Origin of the sequence: Mucilaginibacter psychrotolerans (assembly GCF_004519315.1) — a bacterium.
Lineage (GTDB): Bacteria > Bacteroidota > Bacteroidia > Sphingobacteriales > Sphingobacteriaceae > Mucilaginibacter > Mucilaginibacter psychrotolerans.
Map to the genome: position 1 here is coordinate 25,297 of NZ_SOZE01000004.1, position 21,886 is coordinate 47,182.

Below are 21,886 nucleotides of genomic sequence, written 5' to 3' on the forward strand. Positions count from 1 at the left end.
CTTAACATGAAAAAAATATCAAAAATAGTATGCGTTTTAGCAGTGCTGCTACTGGGTGGGTCGTGCAAGAAGTACCTGGACGTTGCGCCTGATAATACCGGTACGCTGGAGTACGCCTTCCGCAACCGTAACGAAGCGGAAAACTACCTGTTTACCTGCTACGCAACCTTACAGCAAATGTATGATGCAACAGCAAACCCCGGTTTCGTTACCTCAGGAGAAATTGTTTACCCTAATAACCTTACCAAGCACCCGCTTGATGAAACCGGTTTTAACCTGCTGCGTGGTACGCAGAACAGCAATAACCCCGGCCTTAACTGGTGGGATGGCGAAAACCACGGCCAGGCTATCTTCCGTTCTATCCGCAGGTGCAACATCATGCTGGAAAATATAGATAAGCCTGTAGATCTGTCGATAGCCGAAAAGAAACGCTGGATAGCGGAGGTGAAATTCCTGAAGGCTTATTATCACTACTACCTGGCGCGTATGTACGGCCCGATACCATTGATAAAAACAAATCTGGATATCACCGCGTCAATTGACGAGATCAAAGTAAAACGCGCTACGGTTGACGATACCTTCGCCTACATCGTAAGTCTGCTGGACGAGGCTGCGCCTGATCTGCCTTCGGTTATCGGCAACCAGGTGCAGGAGTTGGGCCGCATTACCAAACCTATCGCGCTTTCTATAAAAGCCGAAGTGTTGGCTACCGCCGCAAGCCCGTTATTTAATGGTAACCCCGATTATGTAAGCCTTAAGGACAAAGACGGTACAGCGCTTTTCCCTGCTGCTTATGATGCCAATAAATGGAAGCTTGCTGCCGATGCCGCTAAAGCTGCCATTACCGAGTGCGAAGCCGATGGTATGCATCTGTACAGCTTTATCCCGCCGGCAAACATCACCGTATTACCCGATTCATTGCGCAAGGTGTTATCGATACAGAATGCTGTTACCGAAAAATGGGAATTGAACAGTGAGCTTATCTGGGCGCTAAACCCAACCTTCCCTTTCCAGGGATATGCTACGCCGCGTTTAACCAACAAATCGGTTATCAATATCTTCAGCAACCCATCGCTTTTTGCAGTGCCATTGGCCACGCAGGAGATGTTTTATACCGATAACGGCGTACCGATAAATGAGGATAAGACCTTTGATTATGCCGGCCGCTATTCCATCAAAACAGGCGATAACGCAAGCCGCTTTTATATAGCACAGGGCTATTCTACCGTTAAAGAACACTTTAACCGCGAGCCGCGGATGTATGCCAACCTGGGTTTTGATGGCGGTATATGGTTTGGCAACGGCAAGGTAAACCTTACCGATATGTACCACGTAGAGGCGCGCGGTATAGAATCATTCGCGGGTCCTAAAGACATCAATACGCTGAACATCACCGGCTACTGGCCAAAAAAACTGGTCAATTACTTATCGGTTTACGATGATGGTTTCCAGGAGATCAGCTACCGTTTGCCTTTGATGAGGCTATCGGGCCTGTACCTGTTATATGCGGAGGCACTTAACGAGCAAAGCGGCCCAACCGGCGAAGTGGCTACCTACATAGATAAGGTGCGTACCCGCGCAGGCTTACCGGGCGTAGTTACCGCGTGGACGAGCTACTCTAACAACCCGGGCAAAGTTACCACCAAAGATGGCATGCGCCAGATCATTCACCAGGAACGCCGTATAGAGCTTTGTTTCGAAGCACAGAGCGGATGGGATTTGCGTCGCTGGAAAGAACTGCAGAATGTGCTGAGCCAACCGATACAAGGCTGGAACGTTTATGAAGCACAGCCGGCTAACTACTATCAGCCGCGTACGGTATTTACTTCGGTATTTGGGGTGAGGAATTACCTGTGGCCGATAAAGGATCAGGATTTGATCGTGAACAGCAACCTGGTACAAAACTCATACTGGTAGGCTTTAAAAACAGAGGACATCTTAAAAGTATAGATATATGAAAAAGATAAACAGATTTTCCACCAAAACAACGCTATGGCTGGCTTCGCTGGTGCTGGTGTGTATCATAGGCTCCTGCAAAAAGAACGAGGGCTTTAATACCGAGCCGGTATCTACCGATAAAACCAAGCCCGGCGTAGTAACCAATATAGCGGTTAAAAACTTCAACGGCGGTGCGTACATTACCTACGATTTGCCCAACTCGGATAATATATTGTACGTGCTGGCCAGGTACAATATCAATGATAAAACCAGTCGCGAAACCAAATCGAGTTACTATACCGATACGGTTACTGTTGATGGTTTCGCTGCGGCGAAAGATTACGATGTTACGCTTACCGTAGTAAGTCGTGCCAACGTATCATCAGATCCGGTTAAGGTAACCGTGCACCCCAACACACCGTTTTATAAACTGATAAAGCCCACCGTGAATATCACTACCGATTTTGGTGGGGTACACATCAATGCCCTTAACCCAAACCGTAAAGAAGTAGGGGTGATTTTGGTTGCGTTGGATAAAACTACAGAGGCGCTTGAGGTCGCCGATCAGCATTACACCAATACCGATACCATCAGTTACTCGGTAAGGGGATATCCATCGGTGCCTACCAAGTTCGGCGTGTACGTAACCGACCAGTTCGGCAACCTGTCTGATACTACCATCGTAACCCTTACGCCGCTGTTCGAAACACAATTGGATAAATCCAAATTCTCGGTTTACCGCCAGGCCAGCGATAGCGAAATTGGTTACGGCTGGAACTTGCCTTACTTGTGGGATGGCAAGACCGACGGATACTCTAACGGATGGCACACCCAACCGGGCACGGGCAAACCCATACAGGGCACTTTCGGCATTGGTGTGCTTACGCAGTTGAGCCGTATTAAAATTTGGGAACGCCCGCTGGAGTATGCATTCTTCCATGGTAACCCAAAAAACTTCACTATTTGGGGTTCAGCAAAAGAGTCGCCTGCCGATGTAGTGTTGCCACAATCGGCACCTGCCGGCACAGTGATAGGCGATTGGACAAACCTGAGCAATTTCCGCTATCCAAACCCGCCATCGGGCTTGCAGCCGGGCTTTACCAACGCCGCCGACGAGAAATTCGTGGAAGCAGGGGTAGATTTCGTGTTCCCAACCTCGGCACCACCGGTAAAATACCTGCGCATTTTGGTACACGATACCTGGGGTAAAGGCGATGTTGCCCACTTAATGGAAGTAACCGTTTATGGTAAACCACAGTAACAGCCAATTAAATAAAGACATGATGAAAAATCTTTTAAATATAAGCCTGTTTTCTTGTTTGCTGCTTGGCTTGCTTAGCTGCAGCAAGAAGGATAAAGACTTTAAGAATTTCCTTAACAATAAGGAAGTAACCTACCCGGGCGTTGTTGCAAAAATACATGCCAAAAGCGGTAACCTGCGCGCCGCATTGGTTTGGAACCCAAGCCCCGATCCAAGTATAACCAAGTACGTTGTCTATTGGAACAACAAGGCCGATTCGCTCACCTTGACATCTTCTAACCATAACACCAGCGATTCGTTGACCGCCGTTATTCCGGGTTTGAACGAGTATATCTATTCGTTTACGATCTATTCGTACGATGCGAAGGGTAACCGTTCTATACCATTGGATATCAATAACGTAAAGGTTTACGGGCCTATCTATCAATCGGGTTTGCTTAACCGTACTATAGATGCCGCCAACCCTTTCACGGTGAGCGAGAATGGAAACATCAGGCTTAACTTTTTATCAAGGGATACCAGCGTTGTTAATGTAGGTACCGATATTAAATACACTAACCGCAGTGGGGTAGAAGTGGTAAAACAATTGAAACCGGACAGTTTGGGCATTACGCTTACCGATTATAAATCTGGCGCACCGGTGCAGTTCCGCTCGGGTTACCTGCCGGTAAAAAATTCGATAGATACCTTTTACGTAAACACTTACGGCACCTTCCCAACTATTAGCGGGATAGCACAGTGTAACAAAGCCTTGTTCCGCGAGAACCGCTTAAATGGCGATGCGGGCACCTACGAAGGCCAAACCAGCGTAAGCAAATTGTGGGATGGCTCACAGGGCCCGCAGGGTTATCCAAATATTTTCCACAGCGATGGCGACCACGGCATGCCTCACACTATCACCTTTGATATGGGCAAGGTTTACAAAAAATTGACCTCTGTAGAAGAGATTGGCCGTAACTGCTGCAACAACCCCGACCAGTTCGAGATTTGGGGTATAGCAGATATCACCGATGCTGCAACAACGCTATCGCCGCGCGATGGTGGTTGGAGCGCCGAGATGGTATCCAAAGGCTGGACATTGCTGAAAGATATTCAGAGGACTGATGATGGCATCAATGCGCAGAAATACGATTTCGGCACGGTGCCACCGGTTAGGTATATCCGCGTACGCATTAAGCATGTAACCACCGGCGACGGTAATTACAGCAACATGAGCGAGATGACCTTCTGGAACGACGTATTGAACTAAACCTTATCCAAGCCGATGCGCGTATCAATAAGCCATTCGTTTTAAAAAATGGATGGCTTATTGATTTTAAAGCCCTTAAATTCGTTGATGTATGGCTGCACAGCATTTGTAGAGAAACAGCCTGTACATAGATACCTATGCTTAAATATTTTTACCTCCTTTTAGTTTTATCAGGCTTTGCTTTGCCATTAAGCGCGCAGCAAACGCAAACCGCCGATCTTAAATGGAAAGGCTTCGAACGCGTAAATTTCACCATTGACGGGCATCCTGCTTATTATGTAAAACCCAATAAACCACTCCCCGGCAACCCCTGGGTATGGCGCTCTTCTTTCCCCGACTGGCATACCGATGCAGATAGCATTTTGTTGAGCCGAGGCATGTACGTGGCCTATGTAGATGTAGATAATCAATACGGTAGTCCGCAGGCTATGCAGGTATGGGATGAATTTTATGCATACCTGCAAAGGAACGCAGCTTTCAGCACAAAAGCAGCGTTGGAGGCCGTGAGCCGTGGCGGCTTATACGCTTACGCCTGGGCCAAACGCAACCCCGATAAGGTGAGTTGCATTTATGGCGAAACGCCGGTTTGCGATATCAAAAGCTGGCCCGGCGGAAAAGGTGCGGGCATGGGCGATACCACATCGTGGGCGCAGTACAAACAGGTATTTGGCTTTACCGAAGCGCAGGCTATGGCCTTTAAGGATAACCCCATTGATAATTTGGAGGGCCTGGCAGCCTTTCATGTGCCATTGCTGCACTACATCAGCAATGCCGATAAATTAGTGCCCGTTGCCGAGAACTCGAATGTCCTCGTCAAAAACTACAAAGCTTTAGGCGGCCAGGCTACGGAAGTGGTGATAGATAAGCAGCCGCAGGAACTATTCGGGCATCATTTTATTATCGAGCATCCGGAAGCCATTGCTGATTTTTTAATGAGCAACGCTTATCCGGTAAAGCCTGTCTTGCCGTATGGCGATTATTTTAAGCTGCGGGGCGGGTTAAATAAATCGCACTATGTAATCAAGCAAGACAAACAGGCTACCGTTGCCTTCCTTGGCGGCTCCATAACTTTTAACCCAGGCTGGCGCGATAAGATAACGACTTATTTAAAAGCAACTTTCCCTGAAACAAAGTTCAGGTTTATCGCCGCAGGCATACCCTCGCTGGGCAGTTTGCCGCATGTCTTCCGCCTACAGCGCGATTTGCTCGATTCGGGCAAAATCGACCTGCTATTTATAGAAGCCGCCGTAAACGACCGCGTAAACGGCACCGATAGCCTAACTCAGGTACGTGATCTGGAGGGAATAGTGCTGCATGCCAAACGGACAAACCCAAGGATAGATATCTTAATGATGTCTTTTGCCGACCCCGATAAGAACAAAGATTATGCATCCGGCAAAATACCTGTGGAGATTATTAACCACGAGTTGGTGGCTTCGCGGTATGATTTGCCATCTATTAACATTGCCAAAGAAGTTTACGACAAAATTCAAAACAAAGAATTTGATTGGGATAAGGATTTTAAAGACCTGCATCCCGCGCCTTTTGGGCAGGAACTTTATTTTGCCACCATTAAAGCTTTGCTTCAAGTGGCTATGGATCCCGGCGTTCCTCTGCGGAAATACATGCCTCGGATTAAAAGGCTAAATTCCGCGAGTTTTGCCAACGGCAATTACTACAGCATCAATAACGCCAGGTACGATGCGGATTGGAGCATCAACCCCAATTGGACACCCACAGACGGCCTCGGCACGCGCCCGGGTTTCGTGAATATTCCGGTGCTTTCAGCATATAAGCCGGGTGCTGAACTGACCTTGAATTTTACGGGTAGAGCTATTGGGATGGCCATTGTATCCGGCGGGGATGCGGGGACAGTATCCTATGTTATCGACGGGAAAGCCTACAAACCAATCGACCTCTACACCCAGTGGAGCGGCTTTTTGCACCTGCCCTGGTATATCCTTTTTGATGGTAACCTAAAACCCGGTAAGCATGTATTGAAGCTGAAAATTGCTGGCACGCATGCACCGGCGAGTAAGGGCTACGCCTGCCGTATCGTAAATTTTTTAAGGAGCGAATAATCCATCCTTTTTAGGATTTTATCCATTTTTTAGCCATGGATAAGGTTTTATTTTTATTGCAGCCAATCAGATTGAACAAATAGAAGGAAGCCGCTTTCAGATTTCCCCTCTCGAGAGGGGGCGGGCTGGGCATAAGCGATGGCTGGGGTGTGTTAGCCGATTTGTATAACGCCTAACACACCCCTCCACCCCCTCTGCTCCTCCGCTAAAGCTTCAGCGGCACGCGGTCAAGAGGGGAGCCGCACAAGCCATTGCCCGCAATATAGTTTAAAAGTGATTTCCACAGACTAAGCTTTAAAGAAGTAGCAAAGAAAGCTTCTTTAATCGTCGCCCTTTTGGGCAATAAATCAAAATAGAATGAAAAGACACGGTTACCTGTTTATTATTTTCTCCTTATCTGCCACCATTAGTGCTTTTGCGCAAAATAAGCCGCTGAAACTTTGGTACGACAAACCCGGCAACCGCTGGGAAGAAACCCTGCCTTTGGGCAACGGCCGGTTGGGCATGATGCCCGACGGCGGCACCAACGAAGACAACATCACCCTCAACGATATCACCCTATGGAGCGGTGCTCCGCAGGATGCTAATAATTACGAGGCTTATAAGAGCTTGCCCGAGATTCGTCGCCTGCTTGCCGAAGGCAAGAATGATGAAGCACAGGCGCTGGTCGACAAGAATTTCATTTGCAAGGGCATTGGCTCGGGCGGTGTGCCCTTTGGTTGTTACCAAACGCTGGGCAACTTGCAGCTTAAATTCAATTACGCCGATGCAAATGCACAGGTTACCAATTACAAACGCGAGCTATCGCTGGATAATGCCGTAGCTTCAGCCTCTTTCCAACGAGGTGGGGTTACCTACAAACGCGAGTATTTTACCAGTTTCGGCAGTGATGTAAGCATCATCAAACTATCTGCCGATAAGCCAGGGCAGCTGAATTTCAGCATAGACCTTTCGCGGCCCGAACGCGCTACCACCATCGAAAACAAGGGCTGCCTGGAAATGACGGGCCAACTGCCCAGTGGCACCAGCGCGGGCGGTATGCAGTACCTGGCCAAAGTAAAGGCCCGGCTAACAGGCGGCAGCCTAGGCCACGATGGTAATGTGCTGGTCGTAAAGAATGCCACCGAGGTTTTCATCTACTTATCCGCTGGTACTGATTTCCGCGGAGCGGATTTCAAAAAGAACGTGGATGCCAAGCTTGCTGCCGCGCTGAAAAATAATTACGCTGCCGAGAAAGCAGCGCACATTACCCAATACCAAAAACTGTTTAAAAGAGTATCGGTAGATTTAGGCACCAGCACCGCCCCGGATGGAACCACCGATAAAAGGTTGCTCACGTTTCACCAAAACCCTAATGCTGATAAAGGCCTGCCCGTGCTGTTTTACCAGTTTGGACGCTATTTAAGCATCTGCAGCACGCGTGTAGGCTTGTTGCCACCCAATTTGCAGGGATTATGGGCCAACCAGATACAAACGCCATGGAACGGCGATTACCACCTCGACGTAAACATACAAATGAACCAGTGGCCGGTAGAGGTATCTAACCTATCGGAATTGAACCTGCCGCTTGCCCAATTAGTGAAAGGCATGGTAGAACCCGGCAAGCGCACTGCCAAAGCTTACTATAATGCCGATGGCTGGGTGGCGCACGTCATCACAAACGTGTGGGGCTTTACCGAGCCTGGCGAGAGTGCCTCCTGGGGCGTAACCAAGGCTGGTTCAGGCTGGCTGTGCAACAATCTGTGGGATCATTACGCTTTCTCGGAAGATAAAAAATACCTGGCCGATATATACCCCATACTGAAAGGTTCGGCGCAATTTTACAGCAGCATGCTGGTTAAAGATGCGAAAACCGGATGGCTCGTTACCTCGCCTTCATCATCGCCCGAGAATAGCTTTTACCTGCCCAACGGAAAAACGGCCAGCATTTGCGTAGCACCCACCATCGATAACCAAATTATCCGCGAGCTTTTCGGCAACGTAATTACGGCCTCCAAACTTTTGGGTAAGGACGGCGATTTCGCCAAAACCCTCGCCGCCAAACTGAAGTTGCTGCCACCCGCCGGCCAAATAGGCAAAGACGGCAGCCTGATGGAATGGCTGGAAGATTACAAGCAAACCGATTTGCAGCACAGGCACGTTTCGCACCTGTATGGTTTATACCCGGCATCGCTTATTACGCCGGAGGGTACCCCTGAATGGGCAGAAGCCTGCAAAAAAACCTTAGAGGCCAGGGGCGACGATGGGCCAAGCTGGTCTATCGCCTATAAATTATTATTCTGGGCACGCCTGCACGATGGCAACCGCGCTTATAAACTCTTTACCGAAATTATGAAACCCACCACCCGTACCGATATCAATTACGGCGCGGGTGGGGGAATCTATCCGAACTTATTATCGGCGGGGCCACCGTTCCAGATTGATGGCAACTTCGGCACCACGGCGGGTATAGCAGAAATGCTGATACAAAGCCACGCGGGCTTTATAGAACTGCTGCCCGCAGTACCCGATAGCTGGAAAGCATCGGGCCAGGTGAAGGGGGTGAAAGCCCGGGGAAATTATACGGTAAATTTTAGTTGGTTGAATGGAAGGGTGGTTAGCTATAAGATCATCTCTTCCCTCCCCCGGAAAGTGAAAGTGAAGATAAACGGCCAGGTGAAATTGGTAAGAACAGTAAAAGCCTAAACTCAACATAGCACTATGTCCAAACGCAATAGCTATTATTTGCTCTGCATGCTACTCGCCTGTGTTTTCATATTCCCGGCTGCTGCGCAGCAGCCGGCTGTGGTGGCAATCCCTTTCGGTAAAGCCGGCTTAATTCGCTATAACCTGCGTACCGGTACCTATAATGTATCACAAAACGGTAGAGAGGTTTTCCTGGGCATCTACGCTTTGGCAACGGTAAACGGCGATACCCTCAGCACCAAAAAATACGAAATACGCAAGCATTACAGGGTACCTGTTACCGATGGATTTGGCAAAGGCAGTAAGCACATTATTGTACTTAGCGCCATCGGCAAGCCGCTGATGAAGCAGGTATTTTATACTTACCCCGGCCACGAATATTTCCTTACGGAATTATCCTTTAGCGGCGATAAGTTGAGTACCAATCACATGCAGCCAGTAGTAGGGGAGTTTAAAGCCATTGCCCGGCAGGATGTGCGCAGCCTGTTCGTACCATTTGATAACGATACCTTTATCAGTTACGATGCCAGGCCCTTTGCCCAGGGTTTCAAGGGCATGAGTGCCGAAGTAGGAGCAGTGTATGCCAATGATAGTCGCGCGGGTATAATAGCCGGTTCGGTAGAGCATGAAGTATGGAAAACCGGCGTAGAAACGCAGGCCGGTGAATCGGCTAACCAAATAAAAGTTTGGGCAGGCTACACTTCGGAGGCCGTTACACGCGACAAAATTGCCCATGGCGCTATCAGCGGTAATACGGTACGTTCACCAAAGATATTTGTTGGCGGCTTTGCCGATTGGCGCATAGGGATGGAGGCATACGGCAAAGCCAACCGCATTGCCGAGCCGCCATTCATCTTCAACTGGACCAAGCCTACCCCCGTTGGCTGGAACAGCTGGGGTGTGATACAGGAACACATCAGCTTCGATAAAACCGTAAAAGTGGCCAATTTTTTTGCCGATAGCATTCCAGCCTTCCGCACGGGCAACACAGCTTATATCGACCTGGATTCGTACTGGGATATGATGGTTAGTCACAGCGATTACAGCAAATTGAAAGAACTGGCCGATTACTGCAAAAGCAAAGGCCTGCAGCCCGGCGTATATTGGGCACCCTTTACCGACTGGGGTCACGGCGGCGGTCCGGATAGGATTGCCGACGGCGGCAACTACAAATTCGGCGATATGTGGACCAAAACCGGCGGCGGCTACCACGATATCGACGGTGCACGTGCCCTCGACCCAACGCACCCCGGTACAAAAGCACGCATCGCTTACGTCATAGGCAAGCTGAAAGCCTGCGGATTCACTATGATAAAAATAGATTTCCTGGGCCATGGCGCGGTAGAGAGCGAGCATTTTTATGACCCCAAAATAACTACCGGCATGCAGGCCTACAAAGCCGGTATGGAATACCTTACGCAGCAACTGGGCGGCCAGATGCTGGTTTATGCGGCCATATCGCCAAGCCTGGCTACGGGGCGGTACACCCATATGCGCCGCATAGCCTGCGATGCCTTCAAAAGCATCGAAAATACGCGATACACTCTCAACAGCGTAAGTTACGGCTGGTGGCAAACCTATCTATACAACTATATAGATGCCGACCACGTAGTGTTTAATGATGAAAAGGAGGGCGCCAACCGCGCGCGCCTGCTTTCGGCGTTGGTAACCGGCACCTGGATAAGCGGCGACGACCTTTCTACAACCGGCCAATGGACCGCGCGCATCAAAAAATACTACCAAAATACCGATTTGCTGCAACTGGTCAGGGACGGCAAGGCCTTTCGCCCGGTTGAAGGGAACACAGGCACCGGCGCATCCGAAGTGTTTGTAAAGCAGGTAGGCAAAACATTTTATCTCGCCGTACTCAACTACGGCAAGCAGCCGAAAACGTTTGCGCTGTCGGCGGAGCGGCTCGGTTTAGACACTAAGCGGATAGCCTCAGTAAAAGAAGTTTTACAGGACAATGTTATCACATATGATAATGGCATCAGCCTGAAACTGGGTGCGGAAGATGCCGCTTTGTATCAATTTACGCTGAAATAGACAACCACAGCAGCACTTTTTCAAGGCAGGTGTTTCGCTTCGCGGGAGTGAACCAACTTTTCCTTATGAGTTCGATTGTTCCTGATTGGAAATGTCTTTCATGGCAAGGCAGAGTGGGTAAGCTACAGCAGCCCGGTACTTATTTTTATTCGATTGCATACAAATCAGGTTATACGATCAGGCGCAAATTGGCTATCTTGTGATCGAATATTGATAACCTTACCACAAACAAATTGATAGCTAAACACAATGCGACCAGCATTATAAAACCCAACACCATAAAATTGATGGCCCTAATCCTGCTGCTCTTCATAGGCAGCAGGGCACTGGCACAGCAGAACATGTTCAGCTACAACCAGTATGCAGATAACCTTACGCCGGTAAACCCCGCCTACTCACTGCTTGATAAGGCCAACAGCATCAATGTGTTGGGTCGCAGGCAGCTGATAGGTTTAGATGGCGCGCCAAGCAGCCTGCTGCTCAGCGGCAGCTTCCCGCTGGAGCAGATGGGCGCAGCGGCTGGTTTTTTTGTGGTGAACGATAAGTTTGCGGTAGAGAACCAAACGGAGGTTAACGCCTTCTTCGCCAAATCAGTACAGTTGAGTGGTGGCAGCTACCTGTCGGTATCGCTCAACGCGGGCATCCGCAGCTATGTGGCCAATTACTCCTCGCTGGATGCCAGCGATCCATTATTTAGCCAGGATGTGCGCGAAACCAAGCCAAACATCGGCTTCGGGGTGATGTTCTATGGCGATAATTACTACGTGGGCTTATCGGTGCCAGAGCTCAGCTTCCGCAATCTAGGGAATGCATCGGTGCCGCAGGCCAACTACCTGCGCAGCCACTACTATTTCAGCGGGGGCTTCCTGGCCAAACTGAACGAAGACGTGCAGCTGAAACCGGCGGCGCTGGTATCGTACCTGCAGGGTTCGCCCGTGGTAGCAGATATATCGGGTACTATCTACCTCAAAGAGCAACTGGGCCTGGGGGTAAACTACCGCACCAATAAACAGGTTGCTGGCATTATATCTGTAAACGCCAACAGCTTTAAGGTAGGCTACAGCTACCAGTTCAATACATCATCTACCAATTTGGGGGGCTTTAACAACGCCACCCACGAGGTAAGTATCAGCTACCGCTGGGGTACCGATTTGCAAAGGAAACTTTTGTAAGAGAGCATATTTTTTTAGGTTGGAACGTCGTGGGTGTAATGCCTGCGGCGTTTTTTGTTTTGTCATGATCTCTAAAAAAGCAAATCCGTCTATCTCATATAACGTCTCATTCTTCCCGATACCGGGATGCTTTGTCCGATATCGGTCACTTTTTCACCTCCTATTTTTCATAATCAATTGTTTGTTAGTATTTTAAGTTTGGTATAAGGCTTGCAAACCGTTGTGCATATAACAATATCGCAATTATATGGATCAGGCAATAGAACAAGAAGTAACGGCCCGCAAAAAAAAGAAGGGCATCATCATAGCAATAGTAGCCATAGCGGTGTTGGTAGGGGCCATATGGCTGATGCGCAGTACCCTCAAATCGAGCGTTGGCCGCTCGGAAATTACTACTGCTGTGGTAGGCGAGGGCAGCGTAGAGAACACCCTCAATGCCACCGGCGAGGTGCTGCCCGAGTTTGAAGAGATACTCACCAGCCCCATCAATGCATCGATCAAAAGCGTGGTAATGGATGCTGGCAACAAGGTAAATGCCGGGCAATCGATTTTGTCACTTGATAAGTCGGCAGCGCAAACCGAGTTCGAGAAAATTAACTTCCAGATGCAGAGCAAGCGCAACGAGATTGCCAAACTTAAGCTCGATCTCAACAAAAGTTTCTTCGATATCCAATCCAACAATGATATCAAACAATTGCGCATCAGCAGCCTGGCCGATGCAGTTGAAAATGCCAAACGCCTGTTTAAAGCCGGCGGCGGCACGCGCGAAGGCATAGAGCAAGCCGAGCTGAACCTGCGCGTGGCCCAGCTGGAAAAGAAACAGCTGGAAAACGAGATCAAAAGCAAGCAGCAAACCATGCAGATAGAGATAAAGGAGGCCGAAATTGCCTTGGCTATCCAACAAAACGACCTCACTGCCCTACAGCGCAAATTGCAGCTGGCCAACATCGTAGCTACCCGCAGTGGCGTGGTAACCTACGTAAATAAAAACATAGGCGCAACCGTGCACGAGGGCGATGCCCTGGCCCGAATTGCCGACCTAGGCAGCTTTAAAGTAAATGGCAGCATATCAGACACCTATCTGGATCAGCTGCATGCCGGCATGCCCGTAATTGTGCGCATAAACGAGGTGCAGATGAAGGGCCACGTGATCAACGTGTATCCATCCATTCAAAACAGTATTGTCACTTTTGATGTGCAGCTGGATGAGCGCAACAACAAGCAATTACGCCCCAACATGAAGGTGGATGTTTACCTGGTTACCGATGTGCACAGCAAAACCCTGCGTGTGGCCAACGGCGCAGCTTTCAAAGGCCCGGCAGATCAGGACATCTTCGTGCTGAACGCTGGCAAAGCCGAGCGTCGCCATGTGCACATCGGCCTTGCCAATTTCGATTTCGTGGAGATTAAGGATGGCGTAAAGGCCGGCGATGTGGTTATCACGTCGGACATGAGTGAGTTTAAAAACGCCAGGGAACTAACCCTTAAAAATTAAGGCCATGAAGTACTTATATATATTCATCTTACTGTTCATAGTCGGCAACGCCCGTGCAACTACCGGAGGCGATACTTTGCGCCTGAGCTTGCAGGACGTGGTAGAGATGGCCAAGCGCAATTCCATTGCCGCCAAGCAAGCCACAACCGTGCGCGAAACTAACTATTGGAAGTGGCGCACCTTCAAATCAAACTATCAGCCGCAGCTGTCATTGAGCGGCATATTGCCGGGCTATAGCAAAACCACCCAGCAGGTATTGCAGCCCGATGGTACTATATTGTTCCAACCGGTGCATAACGATAATTCGTCGCTGCAATTGGATTTTAGCCAGAGTATCACCGCAACCGGTGGTACTGTGTACGGAACAACTTCTATGCAGCGTTTCTACGATTTCGACCGGCATAACCAGTTTTACAATGGCGTGCCTTATGCCATCGGGTACAGCCAGCCCTTGTTCCAATTCAATGCCTTAAGGTGGGATAAAAAGATAGAGCCGCTTAAATTCAATGAGAGCAAGCAGGCGTATATCGAATCGCAGGAGCAGATTGCCATTACAGGATAGGACCTACGAAGTGTTGGGCAGCAGCCGCACTAAATCAGTAGATGTGCGGGTGGTTTGCGCCACCAATAAAAACCTTACGGCAATGGCCAATAACGGCACCTTCAGGGAAGATTTGCTGTATCGCATCAACCTTATTACCGTAACCCTGCCCGCCCTGCGCGAACGGCCGAAGGATATCCCGTTGCTGGTAGAGTTTTTTATCAATAATCTTAAGCAGATATACAACCGGCCCGGCTTATCGGTAAGTAAAAGCGCCATGAAATGGTTGCAGCAACTACCTCTGCCGGGCAACATACGGCAGCTGAAGAACCTGGTAGAACGCTCCATACTGGTGAGCAACAAGAACGTGTTGGAGATTGATGATTTTAAAACCCAGCTAGAGTTATCGCCCCAAAAAAACGGCAACACCAAATGGCCGGGCGTGGGTACGGTAACGCTGGAGGAGATGGAGATAGAGATGATCAAACGCGCCATGGCCTTTCACAAGAACAGGGTGAGCAAGGCGGCAACTGCATTGGGCCTCACACGCAGCGCGTTATACCGCAGGCTGGATAAATTCGAGATACCTTACGATGAAGCTGAGGACTAAGTACATACTGTTCGTTGTATTGCTGCACTCGCTTGTGCTGGCCCTCAGCTTCTATATTTTCAATAAAGACAGAGTTTTCTTCATCGTATCAGAGGTGGTGGTTATCATATCCATCATCATCTCCGTGGGCCTTTACCGGCAGTTGATAAGCCCGATAAAAATGCTGCTGCAAGGGATAGAAGCGATAAAAGACCAGGATTTTAACGTGAAATTTCTGCCTACGGGCAAACACGAAGTTGATGAACTGATAAACGTTTATAACCACATGATAGACGAATTACGGCACGAACGCACCCGACAGGAAGAGCAGCACTTTTTTTTGGAGAAGCTGATACATACCTCGCCAACGGGCATAGTGATACTGGACCACGATAACCGCATACAACAGCTTAACCCCAAGGCTACGCAAATATTGGGCCTAACGGAACAGGAACTTAAAGGGCAGGAGATAGGCACCGTACATAATCCGCTTATGGAACAAGCCGCCACGTTACGAGCAGGCGATACTGTTACGGTAAAGCCCGATGGTATCAACACCTACAAGCTACAAAAATCGCATTTTGTAGACAGGGGGTTCCAACGTGGGTTTTTGATGGTAGAAGAGCTCACAGCCGAAATTTTGGCCGCAGAAAAGAACGCCTATGGTAAAGTGATACGCATGATGGCACACGAGGTAAACAATACCATAGGTCCGGTAAATTCCATATTGCAATCGGCCCTGCGTACCGATAGCCTTTGGCAAACCCAAACTGATGGGATGTTGAACAATGCGCTGCAGGTAGCTTTCGACCGTAACCAGAACCTCAACCACTTTATGCGCAACTTTGCCGATTTGGTAAAGCTGCCCCCCGCCAACAAAAAACAAACCGACCTTAACCTGCTGCTTAAAGCTGTGATAGAATTGATGCAGATAAAAGCAGGGAGTAAAGGGGTGCAACTGGTATTTACGCCACCGGCTAAGCCCTGCATCATCAGCGCAGATGTGGAGCAATTAGAGCAGGCATTGATCAATGTGGTAAAAAACGCCATCGAAGCCATTGAAGGCAGTGGCCGGGTGGAGTTCGTCATTAATCCCAAAACACGCATGCTTGCCATTATGGATAGCGGTAAAGGCATTACCGACGAAGAGAGCGCCCAGCTGTTCTCGCCCTTCTTCAGTACCAAAAAAGATGGTCAGGGCATAGGTCTCACCCTGGTGCGCGAAATTATGCTGAACCACGGCTACGAATTTTCCTTGAAAACGATAAAAAAGAACTGTACCGTTTTCTCCATTTGTTTTAACTGAAAATTTCGGTTTACAAGGTGATGGAATTGCTTATTGGTTGGGGTTATCTATCTAATTTTGAAGTTTTTGTAGTTTATGGCTTCTAATTGCTTTCTTTTAACTTTTCTTTTCGGTTTCTTTTGCTATCGTCCGGCGGAAATAATAAATCGCATGTTTTTTGAACCGTAATTGTTGGTATTTAATTTGAAGTTTGTATCTTCATCATTCCAATTGTACCAATTTTCATGAGAAGAGTCGCCAATTACGCAATGGGCTGCGTGGCAGTCCTGTTAATCCACACCAATAGTTTCGGTCAAAATACCGAATCCTCCTTAACTTTAAAGGAGTCGGTGATAGACAATATGCTAGCTGATTATAACAGTGGTGGCGATCAGTCGCGCTTGTTCAACTCCCCCAAATACGACGCTTACGATAAAACCATAAAAGGTAGTGCCTACTTTGCCGAACCAGCCGAATTTACTAACGGCAATGTTGAGTATGATGGCTTTAGCTACAAAAATATGCAGTTGATGTACGATTTGAACCGGGGTTCGGTTATCATGCAATTGCCTAACAGATCATCAATGGTGGAGTTGGTAAGCGATAGGGTACAAAGCTTCGATATTGCAGGCCACCATTTTGTTCGGTTGGATGCTTTTTCTACACAAGGAAGCTCTTCGGTGCCTGATGGTTTTTACGATGTAATGTACAGCGGCAAAACCGAGTTCATTGTTCACCGGCAAAAGGCTATGCAGGCAGGTAGTTTTTCGGCCGAAGCCACAAGCATGTATGTTAAAGTAGATGGCACTTATAAAAATTTCGATAGTAAAAAGTCGTTGCTTAGCTTTTTTAAAGATAGGAAACAGGAACTGTCGGCTTACATTAAAGATAATGCTATCGAATTCGATGCGGATAAAGAACAGGCTGTTATAAAAATGGTAACGTTTTACGATCAGGTTAGCGTGGCCGGTAAGCAGCCGCTACTTCTAACCGTCAACAAGAAGTAATTTAAAAAGAAAAAATTGCTGCAACATACTTGTTGCTCCATCTTTATCGCAAAAAAAGATGGAGCAGCAATTATTCGTAACCATGGCATTACAGGGATGGAACACCCACGTAGCCCGCGCCGAAAAATATTTCGATGCCCTTAGCGATACCGATTTCCAGAAGACGATAGCACCCGGCAAAAACCGTATCATATACCTTTACGGACACCTTACCAGTTACCACGACCTGCTAATCGAAACGCTGGGTATTGGCGAGGCGCTATATCCCGAGTTAACCCCCGCATTCCTGCGTACGCCTGATGGACCCGGCGTAGATGCATATACCGTTGGAGAACTCAAACAATATTGGGTAGATGTGCATAGCCGCTTAAGCCAACTATTTGCCGCCCTGCCCGCCGAAGACTGGTTCAAACGCCACAACGCCATGACGGATGAGGACTTCGCCAAGGACCCTACCCGCAATCGCCTCAGCGTATTGCTCAGCCGCACAAATCATATTGCTTATCATTTTGGGCAGTTGGTTTTGGTGTAAGAATGTAATGATTATATGAATTTGCGGCCCGATGAAACTTTCATAAATACTGACAATATTTGGAACGGTTTTTTGGCTTAGATGTAACATTAATTTATCTTTATATTTGGAGCCAAGAATCGCTCTTGCTTAGTGGGCCTGGTAATTAACTAATAGATTTAACATGAGAATTGACAGTATCAAGGTCCAGAATTTTAAAAATTTTGACAACCTCGAGGTTTCTTTTGATCCCGGCGTGAATCTCTTTGTAGGCAGCAATGGAAGTGGTAAAACCAGTATACTCGAAGCTATAAACGTAGCTGCCGGCGGTTTTTTTGGATCACAAGAACCAAAATTGCAAAGAGTCATTGATTATGACGAAATCAGGATAGTCAATGGGCAACGTGCACCTTATACAACGATAAAGGCCTCATCTCAATTAATTCAAAATGATTGGTCTCGCACCATTCGCAGGGATACGAAAGCAAACGATACCAAAGGAATTAAAGCAGCGAGTGATTACGGAAAAACTTTTTTTGAAGCATTTGAATTGCCAGATGACCGCACGGTCACACCACTTGTAGCTTACTATTCAACTCAACGGCTTTTTAAAGATTCAAGCTCTTCCAGTAAACAGAAATATGATGCAGCCAACGCAAGAAGAAACGGTTATTTGAATTGTTTAAAAGAAAATGCTATTAAAGGCGTGCTTGATGAATGGCTTGCTAACGCTGTAACCCGTCGTGCAACCTTTCAAATAAAAGATATTGAAAATATTGACCTCATTCTTGAAAATGTGGAGGCGGCAATTAGATTTACCCTCATTGAATTTTTAAATCTTCCATCTGATTTTTCTCTTAAAATCTATCAAGACCCTGATTTCAACAATGAGTTATTTGTAAATTATGATGAAGAGCACAACCTGCCAATTAGTTATTATTCCGACGGATTTCGTAATCTTCTTTATTTGATATTTGACCTGATTTGGCGCGCGTCTCAATTAAATCCCTGGTTAAATTTCGAGGAGTTGAAAGCAATAATATTTGGCGTAGTAACCATTGATGAAATTGACCTTCATCTTCATTCTAAATGGCAGGCTAAAACAATAAGTGTTATCCAGCAAGTATTTCCGGGTGTACAATTTTTTATCACAACGCATAGTCCGACGGTAGTAGCCAATTTTGAAAAAGGTAGTTTGTACGTTATTAACGCCAATCAAATCGAGAGGCACGCGGATAACTTTTTTGGCAAACAAATAAACAATGTTTTACGGAACATCTTAGGTGCGCCGGATAGGCACGTGCCAACGCAACAAAAAATAGATGGGCTATTCAGGGCAATTGATGATAACCTCTCAAACCTTTATCTGCCACTCTTGACCGAGTTGACAGAACTTCTTGGTGTGGAAGATCCGGATGTAATTAAAGCGCGAACGCTTATTGAATGGAAAGAGGATATAGCTAACGTCTAAGATGGAATATATCCGTAAGCAAGAAGGGCCTCCTGAAGATTGGGATTTGTGGTTTACTACAGCAACAGGTGTTAGGACGTTTGATTATGGAAGCGATTACGGGGCATTGACTAACTTGCCTAGTGCAAAGGAGTTTTTATTGCGAGAACAAAATTTTCTTTGCGCTTACTGTCAACAAACTTTAACCAAAGAATCAGCCTCAATCGAGCACGTTATTCCTAAAGAATATAATGTAGAGTTGTCAACAAACTACTACAACTTAGTTGCTGTTTGTAAATCGCCTTTAAAGGACCCTATTACTAGTCGATTACATTGTGATAAAGAAAAGCAAAGCCGTATTATCATTCCGCTTATCTTTATTTCCAACAATTCTGCAAATATTGACAGAAATAATTCATGGTTTGATGCCCGATCTGATGGGTCAATTGTGCCAAAGCACAACGCATCGGCAGAACATTTTAAGCAAACAGAGGCGTTCATAGAAACCTTGAATTTAAATCATTTGCTTTTAAGAGAAGCCCGGGCCAAGGACGCACTCGATCCGATAATCCAGGTTTCGTCACAGATTCCAATTAATGAACGTGCGAATTTTTGGAAAAGCAGGTATAGCCGTATCCTCGTAAATCCACGGCAACCTTTTCGGCAATTTATGCTTATTTATATAGGTAAGAAAATTGGTCTAAGTTAACAGAAGCAAGCTACACGTCAGTTGCCCAAACCCATCTGAAGGCGCATGTAGCGGCACGAGGTAAAGCGGAAAGCGGGGCTGCCTCAACCTACTAAGCACTAATCCCTGCTTTTCTGATAACAAACACGTCATTTTCACCAATCTTGATAATTTAATTGCCTTGTTATTCAAAAATTCCTAAATTTCGAGTGTAAACGCCTGTCTCAGTAAGGTCTCTTGAAAATGACCCTGCGTGCTGGCAACACCTGTCACTGATCTATACATTGGAAAATTTAACCCGCAGGAATTTCTTAAGCAAAGGGGCCATGCTGGCCGGCGGCACTTATCCCGCCATGCTGGCGCTGGGCATGCTCAAAGCTGCACCCGCACATGCCTTTAACCTTACCGGTACGGGCAACGGCAAGCACATTATTATTTTAGGAGGAGGCCTGGCCGGATTGGCATCGGCCTACGAGTTGAATAAACTCGGCTATAAAACCACCATAATAGAGGCCCGCGAAAGGGCAGGGGGGCGATGTTGGAGCATCCGCAACGGCAGCACCAACCAGGAAACGGGCATGCCTGCCACAACCGCCAAATTCGATGACGGGCTGTACTTCAACGCGGGCCCCTCGCGCATACCCCACCATCATGAGCTCACCCTGCATTACTGCAAAGAACTGGGCGTACCCATACAGGTTTACAACAACGTAAACGAAGGCGCATACTACTTCGCCGAAGGCAAGGGCCCGCTCTCCAACAAAAAGATACGCGCCCGCGAGGTACATAACGATGTACGCGGCTATATGGCCGAACTGCTGAGCAAAAGCGTAGACCATGGCGCTTTAGACGCGACCCTTACCAAAGAAGATACCCAAAAAGTATTGGAATACCTGGCTGCCGAAGGCGGTTTGGATATTGATAAATTGTATAAGGCATCCGCCCGCAGGGGCTATGCCGAATCGCCGGGGGCGGGGAACAAACCCGGAAAAATAGCCGAAGCCAATAAGCTGGCGGGTATCATCCAGTCGGGGTTATTAGACCCTGATTTTTATAACGTGGCAGAGTACACCTATGAGCTGCAGATGACCATGTTCCAGGCCGTAGGCGGCATGGATATGATAGCCAAAGCACTACAAAAGCAGGTGGCACCCTCGCTTAAATTAGGTGCCGAAGTTACCAATATCACCAACCTGCCCGAAGGCGTAAAGGTAACTTATAAAGATGCCACGGGCGAGCACGTTTTGCAGGGCGATCTTTGCATTTGCACTTTGCCGCTGCCCGTGCTCAGCAATATCAACAACAACTTTTCGGGCGACGTAAGCCGGGCGATAGATTACATCGGCTACATCCAAACGGGCAAGATAGGCCTACAGTTCAAACGTCGCTTTTGGGAGGAGGATGACCATATTTATGGCGGTATCACCCACACTAATAACGATTTAACGCAAATATTTTACCCAAGTTATGATTATTTGGGCAAAAAGGGTATCTTGATTGGGTATTACAATTTCAACGAAAAAGCGGTGCGCATGGGCGACTTAAATTATGCCGAACGCGAGAAGCTGGCCTTGCAAAAAGGCAGGCTGGTACATCCGCAATATGATGCGGAATTCGAGCGTTCGTTCTCGGTAAGCTGGCATAAAACCAAATACAACCTGGGCGGCTGGGCGGTCTATAACAACGAGACCCGCAAAACGCAGTACCCGGCATTGCTGAAGCCGGATAAGCAGGTGTACTTTGCGGGTGAGCACTTAACATACCTCAACGCCTGGATGGCGGGGGCCTTCGAATCGGCAAGGAGCGTGGTAGCGCAAATACATGCCCGTGTAACCGAGCAAAGGGTAAGCTACCCGGCTACGAAACAATAGACAAAACTAAAATTAAA

General features: G+C 47.7%; 16 protein-coding genes. All 16 read left to right on the forward strand.

The features are described from left to right. Positions 1–6: 6 nt before the first annotated feature. A complete protein-coding gene (locus E2R66_RS05755; protein WP_133227936.1) occupies positions 7–1,917 on the forward strand; it encodes a RagB/SusD family nutrient uptake outer membrane protein in 1,911 nt (636 codons plus the stop codon). A gap of 37 nt (positions 1,918–1,954) precedes the next feature. Beyond that, positions 1,955–3,199 carry a DUF5000 domain-containing lipoprotein gene (locus tag E2R66_RS05760; protein WP_133227934.1) on the forward strand — a complete coding sequence of 415 codons (1,245 nt, stop codon included), beginning with the start codon at positions 1,955–1,957 and terminating at the stop codon, positions 3,197–3,199. A gap of 19 nt (positions 3,200–3,218) precedes the next feature. Then, complete coding sequence (locus tag E2R66_RS05765) at positions 3,219–4,448, forward strand: DUF4998 domain-containing protein (RefSeq protein WP_240049241.1); 1,230 nt, start codon at positions 3,219–3,221, stop codon at positions 4,446–4,448. A 137-nt stretch (positions 4,449–4,585) separates the two neighbouring features. Further along, the gene (locus E2R66_RS05770) at positions 4,586–6,529 is read left to right on the forward strand and encodes an SGNH/GDSL hydrolase family protein (protein WP_133227932.1); all 1,944 of its coding nucleotides are present in this window, start codon (positions 4,586–4,588) and stop codon (positions 6,527–6,529) included. Positions 6,530–6,886: 357 nt separating this feature from the next. Beyond that, complete coding sequence (locus E2R66_RS05775; protein ID WP_133227930.1) at positions 6,887–9,214, forward strand: glycoside hydrolase family 95 protein; 2,328 nt, start codon at positions 6,887–6,889, stop codon at positions 9,212–9,214. A 15-nt stretch (positions 9,215–9,229) separates the two neighbouring features. Next, a complete protein-coding gene (locus tag E2R66_RS05780; RefSeq protein WP_204985870.1) occupies positions 9,230–11,260 on the forward strand; it encodes an alpha-amylase family protein in 2,031 nt (676 codons plus the stop codon). A gap of 287 nt (positions 11,261–11,547) precedes the next feature. Then, complete coding sequence (locus tag E2R66_RS05785; RefSeq protein ID WP_133227928.1) at positions 11,548–12,432, forward strand: PorP/SprF family type IX secretion system membrane protein; 885 nt, start codon at positions 11,548–11,550, stop codon at positions 12,430–12,432. Positions 12,433–12,679: 247 nt separating this feature from the next. Continuing rightward, the gene (locus E2R66_RS05790; protein ID WP_133227926.1) at positions 12,680–13,927 is read left to right on the forward strand and encodes an efflux RND transporter periplasmic adaptor subunit; all 1,248 of its coding nucleotides are present in this window, start codon (positions 12,680–12,682) and stop codon (positions 13,925–13,927) included. Between the two features lie 4 nt (positions 13,928–13,931). Continuing rightward, positions 13,932–14,489 carry a hypothetical protein gene (locus E2R66_RS05795; RefSeq protein WP_204985871.1) on the forward strand — a complete coding sequence of 186 codons (558 nt, stop codon included), beginning with the start codon at positions 13,932–13,934 and terminating at the stop codon, positions 14,487–14,489. After that, positions 14,473–15,078 carry a sigma 54-interacting transcriptional regulator gene (locus tag E2R66_RS05800; RefSeq protein WP_240049242.1) on the forward strand — a complete coding sequence of 202 codons (606 nt, stop codon included), beginning with the start codon at positions 14,473–14,475 and terminating at the stop codon, positions 15,076–15,078. The genes E2R66_RS05795 and E2R66_RS05800 overlap by 17 nt, the downstream gene beginning before the upstream one ends. Further along, the gene (locus E2R66_RS05805) at positions 15,062–16,363 is read left to right on the forward strand and encodes a sensor histidine kinase (RefSeq protein WP_133227922.1); all 1,302 of its coding nucleotides are present in this window, start codon (positions 15,062–15,064) and stop codon (positions 16,361–16,363) included. Before E2R66_RS05800 ends, E2R66_RS05805 begins: the two co-directional genes overlap by 17 nt. Before the next feature lie 224 nt (positions 16,364–16,587). After that, positions 16,588–17,349 (forward strand): hypothetical protein, encoded by a 762-nt coding sequence (locus E2R66_RS05810; protein WP_134737908.1) that lies wholly within the window; start codon positions 16,588–16,590, stop codon positions 17,347–17,349. Between the two features lie 58 nt (positions 17,350–17,407). Then, positions 17,408–17,881 (forward strand): DinB family protein, encoded by a 474-nt coding sequence (locus tag E2R66_RS05815; protein WP_133227918.1) that lies wholly within the window; start codon positions 17,408–17,410, stop codon positions 17,879–17,881. Between the two features lie 163 nt (positions 17,882–18,044). After that, a complete protein-coding gene (locus tag E2R66_RS05820; protein ID WP_133227916.1) occupies positions 18,045–19,331 on the forward strand; it encodes an AAA family ATPase in 1,287 nt (428 codons plus the stop codon). Position 19,332: 1 nt separating this feature from the next. After that, a complete protein-coding gene (locus E2R66_RS05825) occupies positions 19,333–20,019 on the forward strand; it encodes a retron system putative HNH endonuclease (RefSeq protein ID WP_133227914.1) in 687 nt (228 codons plus the stop codon). Positions 20,020–20,282: 263 nt separating this feature from the next. Beyond that, positions 20,283–21,869 (forward strand): flavin monoamine oxidase family protein, encoded by a 1,587-nt coding sequence (locus tag E2R66_RS05830; RefSeq protein WP_204985872.1) that lies wholly within the window; start codon positions 20,283–20,285, stop codon positions 21,867–21,869. The last annotated feature ends 17 nt before the right edge of the window (positions 21,870–21,886 follow it).

Excerpts from the sequence above, each read along its gene's own strand:
- E2R66_RS05770 (WP_133227932.1), top strand. The coding sequence starts at position 4,586 with ATGCTTAAATATTTTTACCTCCTTTTAGTTTTATCAGGCTTTGCTTTG.
- E2R66_RS05755 (WP_133227936.1), top strand. The coding sequence starts at position 7 with ATGAAAAAAATATCAAAAATAGTATGCGTTTTAGCAGTGCTGCTACTG.
- E2R66_RS05785 (WP_133227928.1), top strand. The coding sequence starts at position 11,548 with ATGGCCCTAATCCTGCTGCTCTTCATAGGCAGCAGGGCACTGGCACAG.
- E2R66_RS05815 (WP_133227918.1), top strand. The coding sequence starts at position 17,408 with ATGGAGCAGCAATTATTCGTAACCATGGCATTACAGGGATGGAACACC.
- E2R66_RS05795 (WP_204985871.1), top strand. The coding sequence starts at position 13,932 with ATGAAGTACTTATATATATTCATCTTACTGTTCATAGTCGGCAACGCC.
- E2R66_RS05820 (WP_133227916.1), top strand. The coding sequence starts at position 18,045 with ATGAGAATTGACAGTATCAAGGTCCAGAATTTTAAAAATTTTGACAAC.
- E2R66_RS05805 (WP_133227922.1), top strand. The coding sequence starts at position 15,062 with ATGAAGCTGAGGACTAAGTACATACTGTTCGTTGTATTGCTGCACTCG.
- E2R66_RS05780 (WP_204985870.1), top strand. The coding sequence starts at position 9,230 with ATGTCCAAACGCAATAGCTATTATTTGCTCTGCATGCTACTCGCCTGT.
- E2R66_RS05765 (WP_240049241.1), top strand. The coding sequence starts at position 3,219 with ATGATGAAAAATCTTTTAAATATAAGCCTGTTTTCTTGTTTGCTGCTT.
- E2R66_RS05810 (WP_134737908.1), top strand. The coding sequence starts at position 16,588 with ATGAGAAGAGTCGCCAATTACGCAATGGGCTGCGTGGCAGTCCTGTTA.
- E2R66_RS05760 (WP_133227934.1), top strand. The coding sequence starts at position 1,955 with ATGAAAAAGATAAACAGATTTTCCACCAAAACAACGCTATGGCTGGCT.
- E2R66_RS05775 (WP_133227930.1), top strand. The coding sequence starts at position 6,887 with ATGAAAAGACACGGTTACCTGTTTATTATTTTCTCCTTATCTGCCACC.
- E2R66_RS05825 (WP_133227914.1), top strand. The coding sequence starts at position 19,333 with ATGGAATATATCCGTAAGCAAGAAGGGCCTCCTGAAGATTGGGATTTG.
- E2R66_RS05790 (WP_133227926.1), top strand. The coding sequence starts at position 12,680 with ATGGATCAGGCAATAGAACAAGAAGTAACGGCCCGCAAAAAAAAGAAG.